Source organism: Pseudoalteromonas sp. NZS71 (assembly GCF_015864715.1).
GTDB lineage: Bacteria > Pseudomonadota > Gammaproteobacteria > Enterobacterales > Alteromonadaceae > Pseudoalteromonas > Pseudoalteromonas arctica.
Genome location: NZ_JADYWS010000018.1, coordinates 15180 through 30875, shown reverse-complemented (window position 1 = coordinate 30875; position 15696 = coordinate 15180). Strand labels below are relative to the sequence as shown.

The following is a 15696-nucleotide window of genomic DNA, read 5'->3' as shown; positions in this document are numbered from 1 at the left end:
AAGTGGTAAAAAACAATATTAATAAATGGCTAAGTTTACTTTTTTTATCACTTTTAATCACAGGTTGTGGCGGCGGCGGAGAAGGTAGTGATTCAACTACGCCCTCTGGTAACGCTGCGCCCAGTGTTACGCTCTCTGTTAGTAGTAACGTTATTGTCTCTAACCAATCGTTTACTATTACTGCGCTTGCAAGTGATAGTGACGGGCAAATAGCCAATTATCAATGGCAACAACTTAGTGGTCCTGAATTTACATTTATTGTTAATGGCAATACGCTTACAGCTACTGCACCGAGTGTAACCACTGACACGACCTTTAGTTTTTCAGTTACTGTTACTGATAATTCAGGTGCTACTGCACAACAAGTATTTTCAGGCACTATCACTTCTCAAAATAATGCACCTACAGTTAATATTACAGGCCCAAGTAGTGCACTTGCTAACACACAAGTAAGCTTAGTTGCTAACGCTCAAGATACAGATGGAACCATAAGCACTATTAGTTGGATTCAGTCTGCGGGAGATAATGTTGATTTTAGCCAGTCAGATGGTGTACTTAGTTTTACTGCCCCCAATGTATCTGAAAATACAACGCTAGGCTTTAGCGTAACCGTAACTGACAATGCCGGTAAAAGCGCTCAAGCGAGTAAAACGGTTTTAATTAATCAAGTAAATAGCGCGCCAACAGTCATTGTTACAGGCCCAGAAGAAGCTGAAAAAGATGACAGTGTAACCCTAGTTGCAGATGCACAAGACAGCGATGGTAGTATTAATAACATAACCTGGCAGCAAACAAGTGGCCCTGTAGTTGAATTTACCCAAACAGAAACAAGTATTAGCTTTAATGCGCCCACTGTTGCGCAAAATACCAATGTAACGTTTGTAGTAACTGTTACCGATGACGATAACGCTACAAATAGCGCCCAGAAAATAGTTGTAATATTAGCCCCAAATAATCCACCGGCTGCCGATGATGTAAATATAAATGTGCAATATAACCAAGCCACGGAATTTAGTTTAGTGGTTAGCGACGCTGATAACGATAGCGTACAGATTGACTTTGGTGATGATTTAAATGGAGCGCAAATCAGTGTTATTGATGGCCAAGCCTTACGTTTTAGTTACACACCTCCTGCAAACAGTATCACTCCACAAAGCTATACGTTAACGGCGACAGATACAAAAGACACAACCGAATTTGTACTGAGTGTTACCGTTGTTGATTCAACGCCCGCTACAATTAGTAATGTAACGCCCCAAAATAGTAATGACCCAGTCTTTGTAGATAGCCCTGTTAGCATTACATTTTCAGATATTATGCTCGTGAGTACTTTAGCCGTTAACTCTAGCAGTGGTACTTGTACTGGAAGCGTACAAGTGTCAGCAGATAATTTTACTACTTGCTTGGCCTTAACTATTGAAAGTTTGTCGGGTACTACCAGCGACACAAGTACTTATTTTCATACTGTAAATTTAAGCGCAAGCTTTGATGAAGACACTCAATATATTGTTCGTGTTACAGCTGATTTAGCTAATTTTGATAGCACAACTATTTTGGCGCAAACTGCCACCTCGTTTACAACTTCTAGCCAAGATATAAAAATAACAGAGCTTTCATCTGTGCAATTTAGTAATGACTTACCTTGGATTGAACTTTATAACGGCACCGGTGCGACAGTAAATTTACAAGACTACTCTCTTAAAGCTCGCAGTATTAATATGTCTGATAGTACGTTGAGTGATGAGCAAATATTTACGCTGCCTAATAAAGAGCTTTTAAATGGCGCCTATATTATTTTACAAAGCCGCTTTGGCGATGATTTTTTAGCAATTGCATCATTAAATAACACTAAGCTTGTACTTGTTGGTAGCGCGAATGATCAAATTAGGCCTTATTGGTACATAAATGGTTTTGCAGAATTACTTAATAGTGCGGGTACACAAACTATCGACTTTGTTAAGTTTGGAAATTCAACCCAAGAGCCTGTAACAGCCTCGCAGTGGCAAGGCGAAAACGCTGCACAAATACTGCCAGAGCAGGGCGCCAGCTTAAAGCGTACGCTCGGCGCAACCGATACCAACCAAAATACAGACTGGAACTACTCAGTATTCAATACTCCGGCAGGGCCTAACGATATATCTTGCTCAATAGATGATGATGAAGACGGTATTCCAGATTGCGCAGAGGTAGAGGGGGCAACATTTGGTGGGCTGCCTTTATATGAATGGGGAGCGCGTACTTCACAAAAAGATATATTTATTGAAATAGATTATATGGATAGTAGTGATGTTGGAATAACGCCTCATCGAAATGCACTTGAAAAAATTGTTAGTGTATTTGCAAGTAAAGGCTATACCGTTCATTTTGATGTAGGTGACTTATTTGATCAAAATAGCGATATTGCGCCGCAAAACTTTGATTTAGGTGGCGGAAATGTTGTCCCTTTTAATAGTTATACTCCGTTTGAGTACGATTTAAGTAGCCCTAATTTGTTTGCTTATAAAATGGAATATACCGATATAACCCGCAGACCCATTTTTCATTACTTATTAATGGCAAGTAGTGGAAATGAAGATGGTAGTATTAGTGGGTCGGGTATTGCTGAGATCAGCGGTAATGATTTAATGGTAACTATGGGCGGCTGGGGCTTAACGCTCGATACGCAAATAGCAACCAATGTAACTTATAATTATCAAGCATCAACTATCTTTCATGAGCTAGGCCATAACTTAGGCTTATACCATGGTGGCGATGAAGAGGTTAACTTTAAGCCTAATCATTTAAGCTCTATGAATTATTTATATCAATTAGCGGGTTTATCAACAATAGGTAATAACGAAGGCGATCGTTATTATGAGCGTTTTTATCCCGGCAATGCTAGCTGCGATATTACACCAAATACTAATAGTCATTTAGGCTCTACAGATGATTTTATTATTGATTATTCAAGTGGTAGTTCAGCAGATTTAAATGAGAGCACAATACTTGAAGCACAGGGGCTAAATCGAAATGGCTCACTACCTGTTGATTTTAACTGTAATGCAATTAACACCGAAAGCTTAACCAGCTTTGATACTAACCAAGATAATACAATATCAATACTTAGTGATGTAAATGAGTGGAGCATGCTTAATTTGCAGTTTTATATGCAAAGTGCAGGTAATCGATTTGGCGTGCCAAATACTAATAATAGTAAGGTGTATAATTTACAAAGCTCACCTACTAATATTGAAACGCTGCCCAGTTATATAAAAGAAGCGCAGCCAAGTAGTGCAATTATTGCTGAGTTAAAAGCAATTAAAGAGCATTAATATGAAACTAGGGTTAAGTATTAAGTTTATTGTTTGTAGTAGTTTTTTTAGCTTACTAATAGCGTGTAGCGATACTAACAATGCACGTGAATGGTTACTAAAAAATGACAATTTATATTACAAAAATATAGCTATTGACTGGCGAGTTGAATCAGTAAAGGGCTGTAAGACATGCGTTATAAACCAAGATGTTGTTTATCAGCCTGAAGGCATTAGTAGTTATAATACGTTAATGCAGAGTCAAAATTGGGTGGCGGTACATGAGTTAAGTAAAATCAATGTTATCCGTTTAAAGATGCCAGACCAAACACCTTACTTATTCGTAGAGCGTATAAAAGGGCGAACACTAAAGCTGTTTGATCAGCAGCAAAACTACAGTATAAAAATTGGTGAAGTTACAGCCGTTAATTTTAACAATCAGCGCTTTAGTATTTTGATTAAAAAATTTGAAGAAGTAGATAAACAAAGCGTCGCATTACCAAGGCGTGCATCGCTTGAGTTTATTGTTTTAAAAATAGATTAAAAAAGCACCTTAGGTGCTTTTTTATCTCGGGTGCGGTGTCCTTCGGATATTAAAAAGTCAGCAACCTCTTAATTAACTACGGTATTTTGGTCGATAATTATCGACCCACAAACGTGTTGCACCACACACAGCTACAGGCATAACTATTAAGTTTACAAAGGGTATAGCCGTTAATAACATAACAGCAAAACCAAACCCGTATGATAAACCTTGCTTAGATTTTAAATCGTCTTTCATCTGTTTAAAGCCAATTTTATGGTTATCGAACGCATAGTCTTCGTATTGTACTGCGTACATCCAACAGGTAAACAAAACCCATAGTATTTGGCCAATGACAGGTAAAACCCAAAGTAGTATGAAAAAACCAATAGCGCGAGGAAGGTAATAGCACAGCTTTGTCCACTCACGGGCAAGCATTCTAGGTACATCTTTAACTAATTCGGAAAAACCATCATCGTTAATTTTTTGACCCGTTAAATAAAGCTCAACTTTTTCGCTTAATAAAGCATTGAATGGGGCTGCAATAAAATTAGTGATTATAGTAAATAGCATACTGTAGCTAAATAATACGACTAATACAGCAATTGGCCACATTAGCCATTCAAGCCAGCTTAACCATTCTGGTAGCATGTTACTGATGTAGCTAAAGCTATCACTTAGCCATCCAAATAAGAAAAACAACGAACTACCAAATAGCAGAACATTAATTAAAAGCGGGATAAGTACAAAGCGCTTTAACCCTTTTTGGCTAATTAATTTAAATCCCGAAAAAAAATATTCCATACCTTGTGTGATCTGCACTGTAACCTCAAAAAATATTTACCATTAGTTATAGTATAAATAGCTTAATAATTTTGAACAGTAATTTTAAGTAACAAAGTGTTAGCTTTAATGTTGCGGTTTTGGTTATATAGTAACTACAGGTGTTTAGTAATATGCAATTATGATTAATCAATGTAGACCAGATTAGTTTTTTTATTAATAAAAGAATGAACTTACTAATCATGACTATACTGAACTTTACTACGTAGAAAAAAAGCATCTACCAGAGGCTTTTTGTTGTATCAATATGTATAAATAATGCGAGCAAGTGAAAATGGGTACGGATAGGTTAAAAAAGTTATTATCTCACCAGCAAGGCATTTTATCTAAAATTGCATTAGGGGTACCTTTAAATGAGGTGCTTACTGAAATTTGTTTATCAATAGAGCAGATTATTGATGATGAATCTGCTAGGTGTTCCATTTTATCAGTTAAAGGCCAGCAGCTTTTTCATTGCGCAGCCCCTAATATTCACCCAGAGTACTGTAGTTTGCTTAATGGGGTTCACATAGGGCCAAAAGTGGGCTCTTGTGGTACTGCTGCATTTTCGAAATCGCGCACAATTGTAGAAAATATTGAAATCTCACCGCTATGGGAGGACTTTAAAGCTTTAGCGCTAAAGTTTGATCTTAGGTCATGTTGGTCAACACCTATTTTTTCAACTCAAGCTGATTTGTTAGGCACCTTTGCTATCTATCACAGCACACCTAAAACCCCATCAGAGCAAGATTTAGAATTAATAGATTTTTTTGTGCACTTTTCAAGTATCGCTCTTGAGAAAAGTAACGAATTTGAGAAGGCAAAACAGCTTGTCGTTAATTTACAGCATAGTAATGAAAAATTTAAAGCCTTCACCAAAGTAATGCCCGATCTCATCCTCATTTTAAGTGAAGATGGCACATATACCGATGTTTATGGTACCTCTAATGAGTTACTGCTTGATTCGACCACGGATCTTATTGGTGAAAATGTTAAAGACCTGCTTCCTCAAAAAGATGCGCAGATGATAATGGACGTCATTGAAACAACACTCTCGACTAACGAGATGCAAATTTTTGAATATGAATTAGATGTGCCAAAAGGAAGTGTAGTTTTTGAGGGACGAGCTGCCGCTTTAGATCATTACAACCCCAATAGTCCTACAAAAAGACATGTAGTATGGATGGCCAGAGATATTTCAATAAAGAAAAAGGCTGAGCAAGAAGTTCATAAACTCGCCTTTTACGATCCATTAACTAATCTTCCAAATAGAAGAATGCTTAGCGACAGATTAAGCGCGTGTGTAGAGAGTGTTAAGCGTAATAAAAATATAGGGGCATTATTATTTTTAGACCTAGATAACTTTAAGCGTATTAATGACTCGTTAGGGCACAGTGCGGGTGATGAAGTACTTGTAGAGTTATCAAAAAGGTTAAGCGCAATAATAAAAGGCTCAGATACACTGGCCAGAGCGGGTGGTGATGAATTTATTATTTTACTCAAACACATAGGGCAAGATACAAAGCAAGCAATCCTAGAATGTAAAGCCGTTGCTAAAGAAATTCAAAGAGCTTTTCATGATAAGTTTGAAGTGGGCAACCTTGCATTTCAAGTAAGTTGTAGCATAGGTATTTGCCTAATTGATAGCGTAAATGCACAGGCTGACAATATATTAAAATTTGCAGATACTGCTATGTATCGTTCTAAAAATAAAGGAGGTAATAGCAGCAGCTTTTACGATCCAGCCTTGCAAACACTACTTGAAAAGCAAACAGAGCTAGAAACCGACATAGTGAGAGCAATTGCATCTAATGAGTTTTGTGCTTACTTTCAGCCACAAGTTAATACGCAGGGTGATGTTGTTGGTGCTGAAGCACTTATTAGATGGGACCACCCTCAAAGAGGGCTGATAACAGCAAACGAATTTATACCTATTGCAGAGCAATACGGACTTATTCAAAAACTACAAAATATTGTTTTGCATGATATATGTATTTTAATTAACGAGCTTAAAGCAAGCGCTATCATTGACGACTCGTTTAGTGTTTCAATTAATATTAGTCAAAGTCAGTTCAATTCATCAAATTTAAAAGGTGAGCTGTTCAACACTATCAATGAATTTGATATTCGAGCATCACAAATTAAGTTAGAAATAACCGAGTCAATGCTCTCTAGTGATATAGATTATACAATTAGGCAAATGAAAGAGCTCATTGCGGCTGGCTTTTTATTTTCGATTGACGATTTTGGAACTGGATACTCTTGCTTAGCTTACTTAAGTGCGTTTCCTGTTAAAGAATTAAAAATAGATAAAAGCTTTATTGATAAAATTTTAGATAATGAGATTGGCTTTAATATCGCGCAAACAATTATCAGTTTAGGAAAAAGCTTAAACTTAGTGGTCGTTGCAGAAGGCGTAGAAACAATAGAGCAGTATGACTTACTTAAAAAAATGAATATTGACACTATGCAAGGCTACTTAGTTGCAAAGCCGATGGATAAAGAACGTTATTTAAAATGGCATAGTGCTAATAGCAATCCGCAATAATACTTAATCAATTAGAGGGATTAAATCTGGCGGTAACTGTGTTAAAAAATTCTGCCTTGTTATCGACACGATTTTCTTATCTCAAAATAGATCACTTAATTAAGCAAATTTGGTACGGAAATGCTCTCAGAGCTTAATTACTTAAAGGCCAATGTTTAATAATTGGGAATAACCTAACAGAGATTTCCCATATGCTAGGTCACTTTTACTTTTTCTAACTGCTAAAATTCCCCAAACTATATGCTAAATAAGGACTAAAGATTTTTTGGTTAAACAATGCTAAGCTATGCCCGCTTGAATATATTATTTAAAGCTTAATAAACTTATAACAATGAATGGAAGCTTTATGCAGTTAGTCGATTTGAACCCTAATGATCCCGATGTAGTAAATGTATTTGACGATATAGACCGACTTATAAATTCTTTATACCCTGTTGCTACAGCGCAGTCTTTGGAGTTAAACGAATTAACCTTACCTAATGTGTATGCTATTGGTTTAAAAACTGAAGAAGGTATTATCGCTTGTGGTGCGATTGTAGAGAAATTTGATACTCAGCCTTATGGCGAAATAAGACGTTTATATGTAAAACCAAGTCATCGTGGTAAAGGGCTATCAAGACGTATTATGCAGATTTTATTACATCAAGCTGGCGAAAAGAAAATCCCGTTAATACGTTTAGAAACAGGTCCAAAGCAAATAAAATCAATCAATTTATATGAAAATTTAGGCTTTAAACGCTGTAGCAGTTTTGGCTCATATGTAGATAATCCACAAAGTGTATTTATGGAGTTAGGGCTTAGCCAATAAGCTTATTAACGCTACGACATGTTAAAGCTTAATGTGTCGTAAATATCTGGCCTCATTATTACCTTGTAATAAAAGTCATACTCAAACTATTAACTATAAAAGCAGCTTTTATAGTGATGCAAAAAATACTTCACTGTTTTTAACACCTGTCTTCGTATAAAATCTGCCTCGATAATTAGTGACTAACTTACAAAGCGAGAATTTTTATCTTTTCTAAAAGTAGCAATAAACAAATGAGCGAAATAACAGTAGTAACCCACAATGGTAATTTTCATGCAGATGACGTTTTTAGTATTGCGGTACTTAAACATGTTTTGCCAACGTTTAAACTGGTACGTACTCGCGATAAAGCGCTTATAGAGAGTGCCGACTTTGTAATTGATGTAGGTGGCGAATACGACCCTGAAACTAATCGCTTTGATCATCATCAACGCGGTGGTGCAGGCGAGCGAGAAAATGGCATCCCTTTTTCATCATTTGGTTTAGTGTGGAAAAAATACGGCTTAGCGCTGTGTGATGATAACCAAGCCGTGGCTGATAGAGTGGATTCAGGCTTAGTTTCAACCATTGATGCCATTGATTGTGGTCATGTTGAAGGTGTATCAAAAGGAATAAGCTTGAGCCAAACAATCTCAATGTTTAACCCTACGTGGGAAGAAGAGAGTAACTTTGATACCTGTTTTGATGAAGCTGTTGAATTTGCAGCTCGCATGCTCATTCGTTTTATCGCCTCAGCTCACGGTAGTGTAAATGCAAAAGCGATTGTTGCTAAAGCAATTGAAAATGCAGAAGATGCCAGAGTTATAGTGCTTGAAAAATACACACCGTGGAAAAAAACAGTGCATATTTTATCAAGCGATGCGCTATACATGGTTTACCCATCGCATTCTGGGCAATGGATATTACAAACAGTACCCGTTGAGCCTGGCTCGTTTGAAGATAGAAAACCGCTTCCTAAAGCATGGTCAGGTTTATCTGATCAAGCGTTTATAGATGAAACCGGTATTGACGACGCTGTGTTCTGTCACAATGGCTTATTTATAGCGGGCACTAAGTCGTTTGAAAGCACAATGAAACTTGCCACCATGGCGCTTAGCGAATAACAACGCAGATTCATAACGAATACTAAGCATAACAATTTATATAGATTGTTATGCTTGTTATATTAGCGTGGAGCATTATGTTTGAACTAAAAACAATCGCACTTTTTACTATTACAGCCTTAGCAGAAATAGTGGGTTGTTATTTGCCTTACCTTTGGCTTAAGCAAGATAAAAGCATTTTACTTTTAATTCCTGCGGCTTTAAGTTTGGCACTATTTGCATGGTTGCTATCTTTACATCCTACTGCAGCAGGGCGCGTGTATGCAGCTTATGGCGGCGTATATATTTGTGTTGCGCTATTATGGTTATGGGTTGTTGATGGCGTAAAGCTTACTATGTGGGATATTATTGGTGGTTTAGTTGCACTGCTAGGTATGGCTATAATTATGTTCGCACCAAAAAGTGCATAGCTGGCTCATACTCAATAAATAAAAAGCGCCTATTTATAGGGGAAAACACATATAGGCCCTGTCTTGGCTAAAAACCAAATGCACAGCTGCAATTTCTACCTCCAAAGATAAACACACCCTAGTGCTATTTAAAGTCCTATCTCGATTATTTTCAAACTGCCAATAAAATATAACAACTTCAATACGACAGGCAATACCTAACGCTACATATGCACTAAGCAACTATTGAAGCTGGTGGATGTTATGCTGAGCGTTTTAGAAGTGCAGATTATATTCAATTTTAAAAATGCATAGGTATTACTTAAACACAACACGTTGGCTAAACTATGAGTAATATGAAGCGTGTAGAACACTCGGTTCTAATTCTTCAAAAGCAGATTCTATTACCAAAGTAACTCCAGATTAGTTTTATTGAATAGGGTAACTCATTTTTGCTAATAAAATTTATAAAGAGTCATTTAAAAACAGCCATTTTTTACAGCTTTTCTTATCTTTAATAATCATCAAAGTCCTATTTTATATACGCTGGAGGGCAATGCGTGATTGGTTGTTTTGTTAATATTAGAAATCACTCGTTACGAGTAAAAATACTTGTTGGACTTAGATCTCTATTTTTCTTTTAATGCGCGGCACTAGCCGAGTTGGCACTAATTAATTAAATAAAAGAGAAAGATAAATGAAAGAAACAACATCACTAGAACAAGCTCGTACGAGCTACAATGTTCGTCATTGGAGCCAAGGTTTTTTTGGTATTAATGATCAAGGTGATGTGTATGTTGCGCCCAAGGCTCATGCCCCAGAGCAAACCATTGCATTAACAGATATCGCAAAGCAACTACAAGATAAAGGTTTAAGCTTACCTGCTTTAGTTCGTTTTCCGCAAATTTTACACCATCGTGTACACAGCTTATGCGGCGCATTTAATACTGCGATTGAAAACTATGGTTACCCTAAAGACTACCTATTAGTTTACCCAATAAAAGTAAACCAACAACGTGAAGTGGTTGAGGAAATAGTAGCAAGCCAAGCACAAGTAGAAAAAAAGCAACTTGGTTTAGAAGCAGGCAGCAAGCCTGAACTACTTACAGTATTAGCATTGGCTGAAAAAACCAGCGCCGTTATTGTATGTAATGGCTACAAAGATAAAGAATACGTACGTTTAGCACTTATTGGCGAAAAGCTAGGTCATAAAGTGTATATCGTACTTGAAAAGCTTTCTGAGCTAGACATGGTGCTTAGCCAAGCAAAAGAGCTTAACGTAAAACCACGCATTGGTATTCGTGTACGTTTAGCGTCGCAAGGTAAAGGTAAATGGCAAGCGAGTGGCGGCGAAAAATCAAAATTTGGTTTATCTGCATCGCAAGTTTTGCATGTAGTTAATCGTTTAAAAGACGCAAACCAGCTTGATTTACTTCAGCTAGTACATTTTCACTTAGGCTCACAAATGGCGAACATTCGTGACGTACGTTTAGGTGTAAGCGAAGCTGCGCGTTTTTACTGTGAGCTACGTAAATTAGGCGCAGAAATTGATTGCCTTGATGTAGGTGGCGGTTTGGCTGTTGATTACGACGGCACACGTAGCCAGTCGCATAACTCTATGAATTACAGCTTAGCTGAATATGCAAATAACATTGTGTACACCATTGGTGATACATGTAAGCAATATGAGCAACCAATGCCGACTATTATTTCTGAGTCGGGTCGTGCGCTTACAGCGCATCATGCTGTGCTTATTTCCAATGTTATTGGTACTGAAAGCTACACGCCAGAAGAGTTAGTAGCGCCAGCGGCAGATGCACCCCTGTTATTAAAAAACATGTGGGCATCGTTTGTACAATTAACTGATTTAACGGATGACCGTGCATTAATTGAAATTTATCACGACAGCCAAGGTGATTTAGCTGAAGCGCATAACCAATTTGCACTCGGTTTATTAGACTTAGCGCAGCGTGCGTGGGCTGAACAAATTAATATTCGTATTTGTTATGAACTTAACAAGCACATGGATAACAAAAACCGTTTTCATCGTCCTATTATTGACGAGTTAAACGTACGTTTAGCCGATAAGTTTTTTGTAAACTTTTCGTTATTTCAATCGCTTCCAGACGCATGGGGCATTGATCAAGTGTTTCCGGTATTGCCATTAAGTGGCTTAACTGAAGCACCAAAAAAACGTGCTGTATTACTTGATATAACCTGTGATTCAGACGGTGCACTTGAGCATTACGTAGATGGACAAGGCATTGAAAGCACACTACCTGTACCAGAGTTTAGCGCTGATAAACCTTATTTAATGGGCTTTTTCTTGGTGGGTGCTTATCAAGAAATTTTAGGTGACATGCATAACTTGTTTGGCGATACGCACAGCGCAATTGTTAATATGGATGAGCAAGGCGTTGCAAGTATTACCGAGATAAACCAAGGTGACACTGTTGCCGATATGATGCGCTATGTACATTTAGATGTTGAAAGTTTTCAGCAATCATACGAGCAGTTAGTAAGCACTAAAATTGAAAAACACGAACAGCAAAGCGTTTTAGACGAGTTGCAAAGCGGCCTTGATGGCTACACTTATTTAGAAGAGTTATAAGCAATGTCGACTTTGTTTGGTCACGCAGATCACTCATTGTACTCAAATGGGATGACGTTTTTACGTCGTCCTATGGTGCAAAATATTAATGCAATTGATGCAGACGTAGTCGTTTTAGGCTTACCGTTTGATTTAGCGACATCGGGTCGCCCTGGTGCACGTTTAGGTCCTGATGCGATTCGTCGTGCGTCGGTTCATTTAGCATGGGAAGACACTAAGTACCCGTGGACGTTCCCGTTGTTTGAGCGCTTAAAAGTGGCAGACGCAGGGGATTTTACTTACCCTGTTGGCGACCCTGAATATTTTACTGCGCAACTTGAAATGGCTGCTGAGCAAATACTTCGCCAAGGTAAAACGCTATTAGGTTTAGGGGGCGATCACTTTGTGACGCTTCCGCTGTTACGCGCTCACGCAAAAATACATGGCAAAATGGCGTTAGTGCACTTTGATGCGCACACAGATACCTATAGCAACGGCTCGCGATTTGATCACGGCACTATGTTTTATCATGCGCCAATGGAAGGGCTAATTGATGTTGAACACAGTATACAAATAGGTATTCGTACCGACTTTGATCAAAGCAAACATGAGTTTGCTGTGATTGATGCAATGCAAGCCAACGATTTACATGCAAATGATATTGCAGCGCAAATACTTGAACGAGTAGGTGACCTACCTGTTTACTTAACGTTTGATATTGATTGTTTAGACCCTGCGTTTGCGCCTGGTACAGGCACTCCTGTGTGCGGTGGTTTAACGTCAGATAAAGTACTTAAAGTACTGCGTGCGCTAAAAGGCATAAACATGGTAGGTATGGATGTGGTAGAAGTATCACCTTCGTACGACCAAAGTGAGCTTACCGCTATTGCCGCAGCAACCATTGCGAGCGAATTACTGCATTTGTGGACGCATAAAAATAAGTACTAATTTTACAAATTAAATACTACAAAAAAGGGTATGCGCAGGCATACCCTTTTTTAGTTAGAGGTATCGATTATTCAGCAGCTTAATTTCCTTTAACCAAATAACGCTTAGCCCAATAAGAGGCAGGTTAGTAGTAACAGGGTTAAATGCTTCAATAAGTAATTGTGGCTGCATTGCAACTACAGCGAGTAAAAGGCCAATTAATGCTAAAATATTTAAAATTACTAGGTGTTTATTTTTATAAAACACAAATAAACACAATCCAAATATAATTTCGCCAACACCCGCCGAACGTGTAATTAAGTCAGACAATTCTGCTGAAAAACCAGCACTGCCAGTCATTAATTTTTCAAGAGGTGCTATATGATAAAGCTTTGGAAAAAAGCCATGATATATCCAACTTAAACTCACTATGTAGCGAGCAAGTTGAATATAACCGCGATTATTTCCTAGCATTGTCAATACGCTCTTGTGCACTTGGGTGGCTAGATAAGTACTCTAAAAAGTCATTTACTTTTTCTAGGTGTTCGTTTTCGCTGGTATGGCTTTCTTGCAGCGCTTCTATTGCATCAGCAAAATCATTACTCGAATACCCAAGCGACTCTAATTGAATGAGTGCAAAGGTATCTGCCTCGCGTTCCATATCTCGTGAAAACCCTTGCTGAGCAAACGATGCACCCGTACCTAATGCAACCTCTGCAACCCCTTCTAAATCACCAAATACAACCGCTAGCACAATCGTACTTGCGGCAGATTGTGCTGTAATACGTACGCTATGCTGGTGGACTACATGGCCCATCTCGTGTAGCAATACCGCTTTTAGTGCATTGGGTTTATCGGCAAGTAAATTTGCTAAATCATCTGTGACCACGATACGACCATGGGGTAGTGCAAACGCGTTAGCACCAAAGCTGTCTGATTTATAAAACGATAATCTATAAATCGATTGATCAAGCGATAACGCATTAAGCATACTTGTAAAATGCGCTTGTACTTTAGCTTGTTGCTCTGCGGGCAGCTCGCTTGGGTCAAGCGCAATCTTTTTAATTAGTGTAAAGCTTTGCTCCCCCATTTGTTCCACAACATTTCGTGGCAAGGTATCAACACTGTAAACAGCAATGGCCGGTACCGCTTTATAAAGTACTAACCACATAAAAAGCGGTGTAAATATGACTGCAGTTAAAATTGCCCATTTACTTTTTTCAAGGCGCTCCATTATGTGATGGTTATTTTCTTTAAATGGCCATCTGTAACTTACATCTTGAGGAATAAAACGACTGCCATCTTCAAAGTTTAGTTCGTCGGCAAGTCCTGCCATCCCCGAACTTAATTTTAGACTTGAGATTGCGTGGCGAGCTATAACGTGTTCATCGTTGATAACTTCAATGTGTGTGTCGCTAATAGTTGCAACACACACTTGATAGTTACTCGATGCGATGGGGAAAAAATGTCCCTTTACATGCATAGTGAGCTCTTAAGTTAGAGAAAGGTCAATATCAAATACGTTTGCAGCTTCCTCAGCAAATGATGATTGCTGTTCTTGCGCGGTATCAATTAGGTTTAATGCACCAGGATAAATAGTGACGTTAGTTACATCAGCGAGCATTTTTGATGTACGTACTTTTGTCCATGGGTATGCAAGGCCTAAAGAAAATACAATAGCCAACATATTAGTTAATAGTAAAACAGCGAAAGGAATTGGTTTTAGCTCTGATTTAAATGTAGCAACGCCTTCAAAATAGCTGTTATCAAAAATGTGATTTCTAATAGCGGCGTGCCATACAGCAGAAACAATGGCAATCATTAGCACGTAGGCAATCATCATAAAGATAGGAAGCATAACCATAGCTGCAGAGTTTTCTAAATTTTGTTGATTTTCAATATCTACTAAGTTGAGGCCAAATAATCCTAAAATCCCCATAAATACCACCATGGTGATAGAGCTCACTACAAAGCAAATAAGCGCTGTTAAGTAATAGGTTTCGCCTTTTAGATTTACAGTAAGCGGTTTGTCGCCATAACTAATATTGCTATGGATATAGCTATCAATACGTTTTATAACGTAAGGCATTAATAAATAAAGCGTAAATATGCTGGCAATAGGTAAAAGTATAAAGTTAACAAAGGCTTCGCCATAGCTGCCTTTAAAAGCAAAGCGAACATTACGATGGCGGGTCATACGCAGATTAAAACGTAAACCTTGGTTAATAATCCATGGCATTAAAAAGATAAAACCAAGAGCAATAAACAGGCCTAAAATAGGCATAAAGCTAATAGAAAATGTATAAATAAAAAATACAATAACCGCTAAAATCCGACCTTTTAAAATTTGTATTGGCGTTGCTAGGTAGTCAAAGCTATGACCATTTATACGGGTGTGGCCGTAAAAATAGCGATGCGTACGTACTTTAGCCCATGCTGAGTATATGCCAAGCGTAATAACGCTAAGTAATATATTTACGATCCAAATTCCAAAAAACTCACCGCCTTTACCACTAAACTGCACTTTTCCGCTAAAAATTGGTTCAGCAGGCTCATTTATTGGTGGGGTTGTTTCAGATGGGGTAGGGTGTATTGATTCCATTAAAATTATATCCATGTTGTTTTTTTGTTAATTTACCCATTTTTAGTGCAAAATTCAATGTTTATAATTATCTCACCCTTCTGTAAACAGCTAT

General features: G+C 37.9%; 12 protein-coding genes. 8 read left to right on the top strand and 4 right to left on the bottom strand.

Annotated features, from left to right (window positions below; genetic code table 11):
• Positions 1-2 precede the first annotated feature (2 nt).
• Positions 3-3311, top strand: a complete 3309-nt coding sequence (locus I6E85_RS12855) for a hypothetical protein (RefSeq protein ID WP_197236994.1) — start codon at positions 3-5, stop codon at positions 3309-3311.
• A 1-nt stretch (position 3312) separates the two neighbouring features.
• A complete protein-coding gene (locus I6E85_RS12850) occupies positions 3313-3834 on the top strand; it encodes a hypothetical protein (protein ID WP_197236993.1) in 522 nt (173 codons plus the stop codon).
• 72 nt (positions 3835-3906) lie between these two features.
• Here I6E85_RS12850 and cysZ read toward each other — a convergent pair whose 3' ends face one another.
• Positions 3907-4635: a sulfate transporter CysZ gene (cysZ, locus tag I6E85_RS12845; RefSeq protein ID WP_024591607.1), complete on the bottom strand. Its 729-nt coding sequence runs from the start codon at positions 4633-4635 to the stop codon at positions 3907-3909.
• Positions 4636-4930: 295 nt separating this feature from the next.
• On the opposite strand from cysZ, the gene I6E85_RS12840 reads away from it, so the two are divergent.
• The 6 genes from I6E85_RS12840 to speB all read left to right on the top strand — a co-directional run bounded on the left by I6E85_RS12840 (position 4931) and on the right by speB (position 13021).
• Positions 4931-7183, top strand: coding sequence for an EAL domain-containing protein (locus I6E85_RS12840; RefSeq protein WP_197237003.1), 2253 nt, complete (start codon positions 4931-4933; stop codon positions 7181-7183).
• A 346-nt stretch (positions 7184-7529) separates the two neighbouring features.
• Entirely contained in the window at positions 7530-7991 is a 462-nt protein-coding gene (locus I6E85_RS12835; protein ID WP_024591605.1) for a GNAT family N-acetyltransferase, read from the top strand.
• A gap of 233 nt (positions 7992-8224) precedes the next feature.
• A complete protein-coding gene (locus I6E85_RS12830) occupies positions 8225-9094 on the top strand; it encodes an MYG1 family protein (protein WP_024591604.1) in 870 nt (289 codons plus the stop codon).
• Between the two features lie 77 nt (positions 9095-9171).
• Complete coding sequence (locus I6E85_RS12825; RefSeq protein WP_007378102.1) at positions 9172-9504, top strand: YnfA family protein; 333 nt, start codon at positions 9172-9174, stop codon at positions 9502-9504.
• Positions 9505-10180: 676 nt separating this feature from the next.
• Complete coding sequence (gene speA, locus I6E85_RS12820) at positions 10181-12094, top strand: biosynthetic arginine decarboxylase (RefSeq protein ID WP_007378101.1); 1914 nt, start codon at positions 10181-10183, stop codon at positions 12092-12094.
• A gap of 3 nt (positions 12095-12097) precedes the next feature.
• On the top strand, positions 12098-13021 hold the full coding sequence (gene speB, locus I6E85_RS12815; protein WP_007583987.1) for an agmatinase: 924 nt from the start codon (positions 12098-12100) through the stop codon (positions 13019-13021).
• A gap of 54 nt (positions 13022-13075) precedes the next feature.
• Here the strand turns inward: speB and I6E85_RS12810 are convergent, their stop codons facing one another.
• From I6E85_RS12810 to I6E85_RS12800, 3 genes are read right to left on the bottom strand one after another with little or no spacing between them, the layout of a single operon-like run.
• Positions 13076-13474, bottom strand: a complete 399-nt coding sequence (locus I6E85_RS12810; RefSeq protein WP_024591603.1) for a DoxX-like family protein — start codon at positions 13472-13474, stop codon at positions 13076-13078.
• On the bottom strand, positions 13461-14483 hold the full coding sequence (locus I6E85_RS12805; RefSeq protein ID WP_197236992.1) for a M48 family metallopeptidase: 1023 nt from the start codon (positions 14481-14483) through the stop codon (positions 13461-13463). Before I6E85_RS12805 ends, I6E85_RS12810 begins: the two co-directional genes overlap by 14 nt.
• 9 nt (positions 14484-14492) lie before the next feature.
• Positions 14493-15602 carry a YjgN family protein gene (locus I6E85_RS12800; RefSeq protein WP_101216160.1) on the bottom strand — a complete coding sequence of 370 codons (1110 nt, stop codon included), beginning with the start codon at positions 15600-15602 and terminating at the stop codon, positions 14493-14495.
• Between the last annotated feature and the right edge of the window lie 94 nt (positions 15603-15696).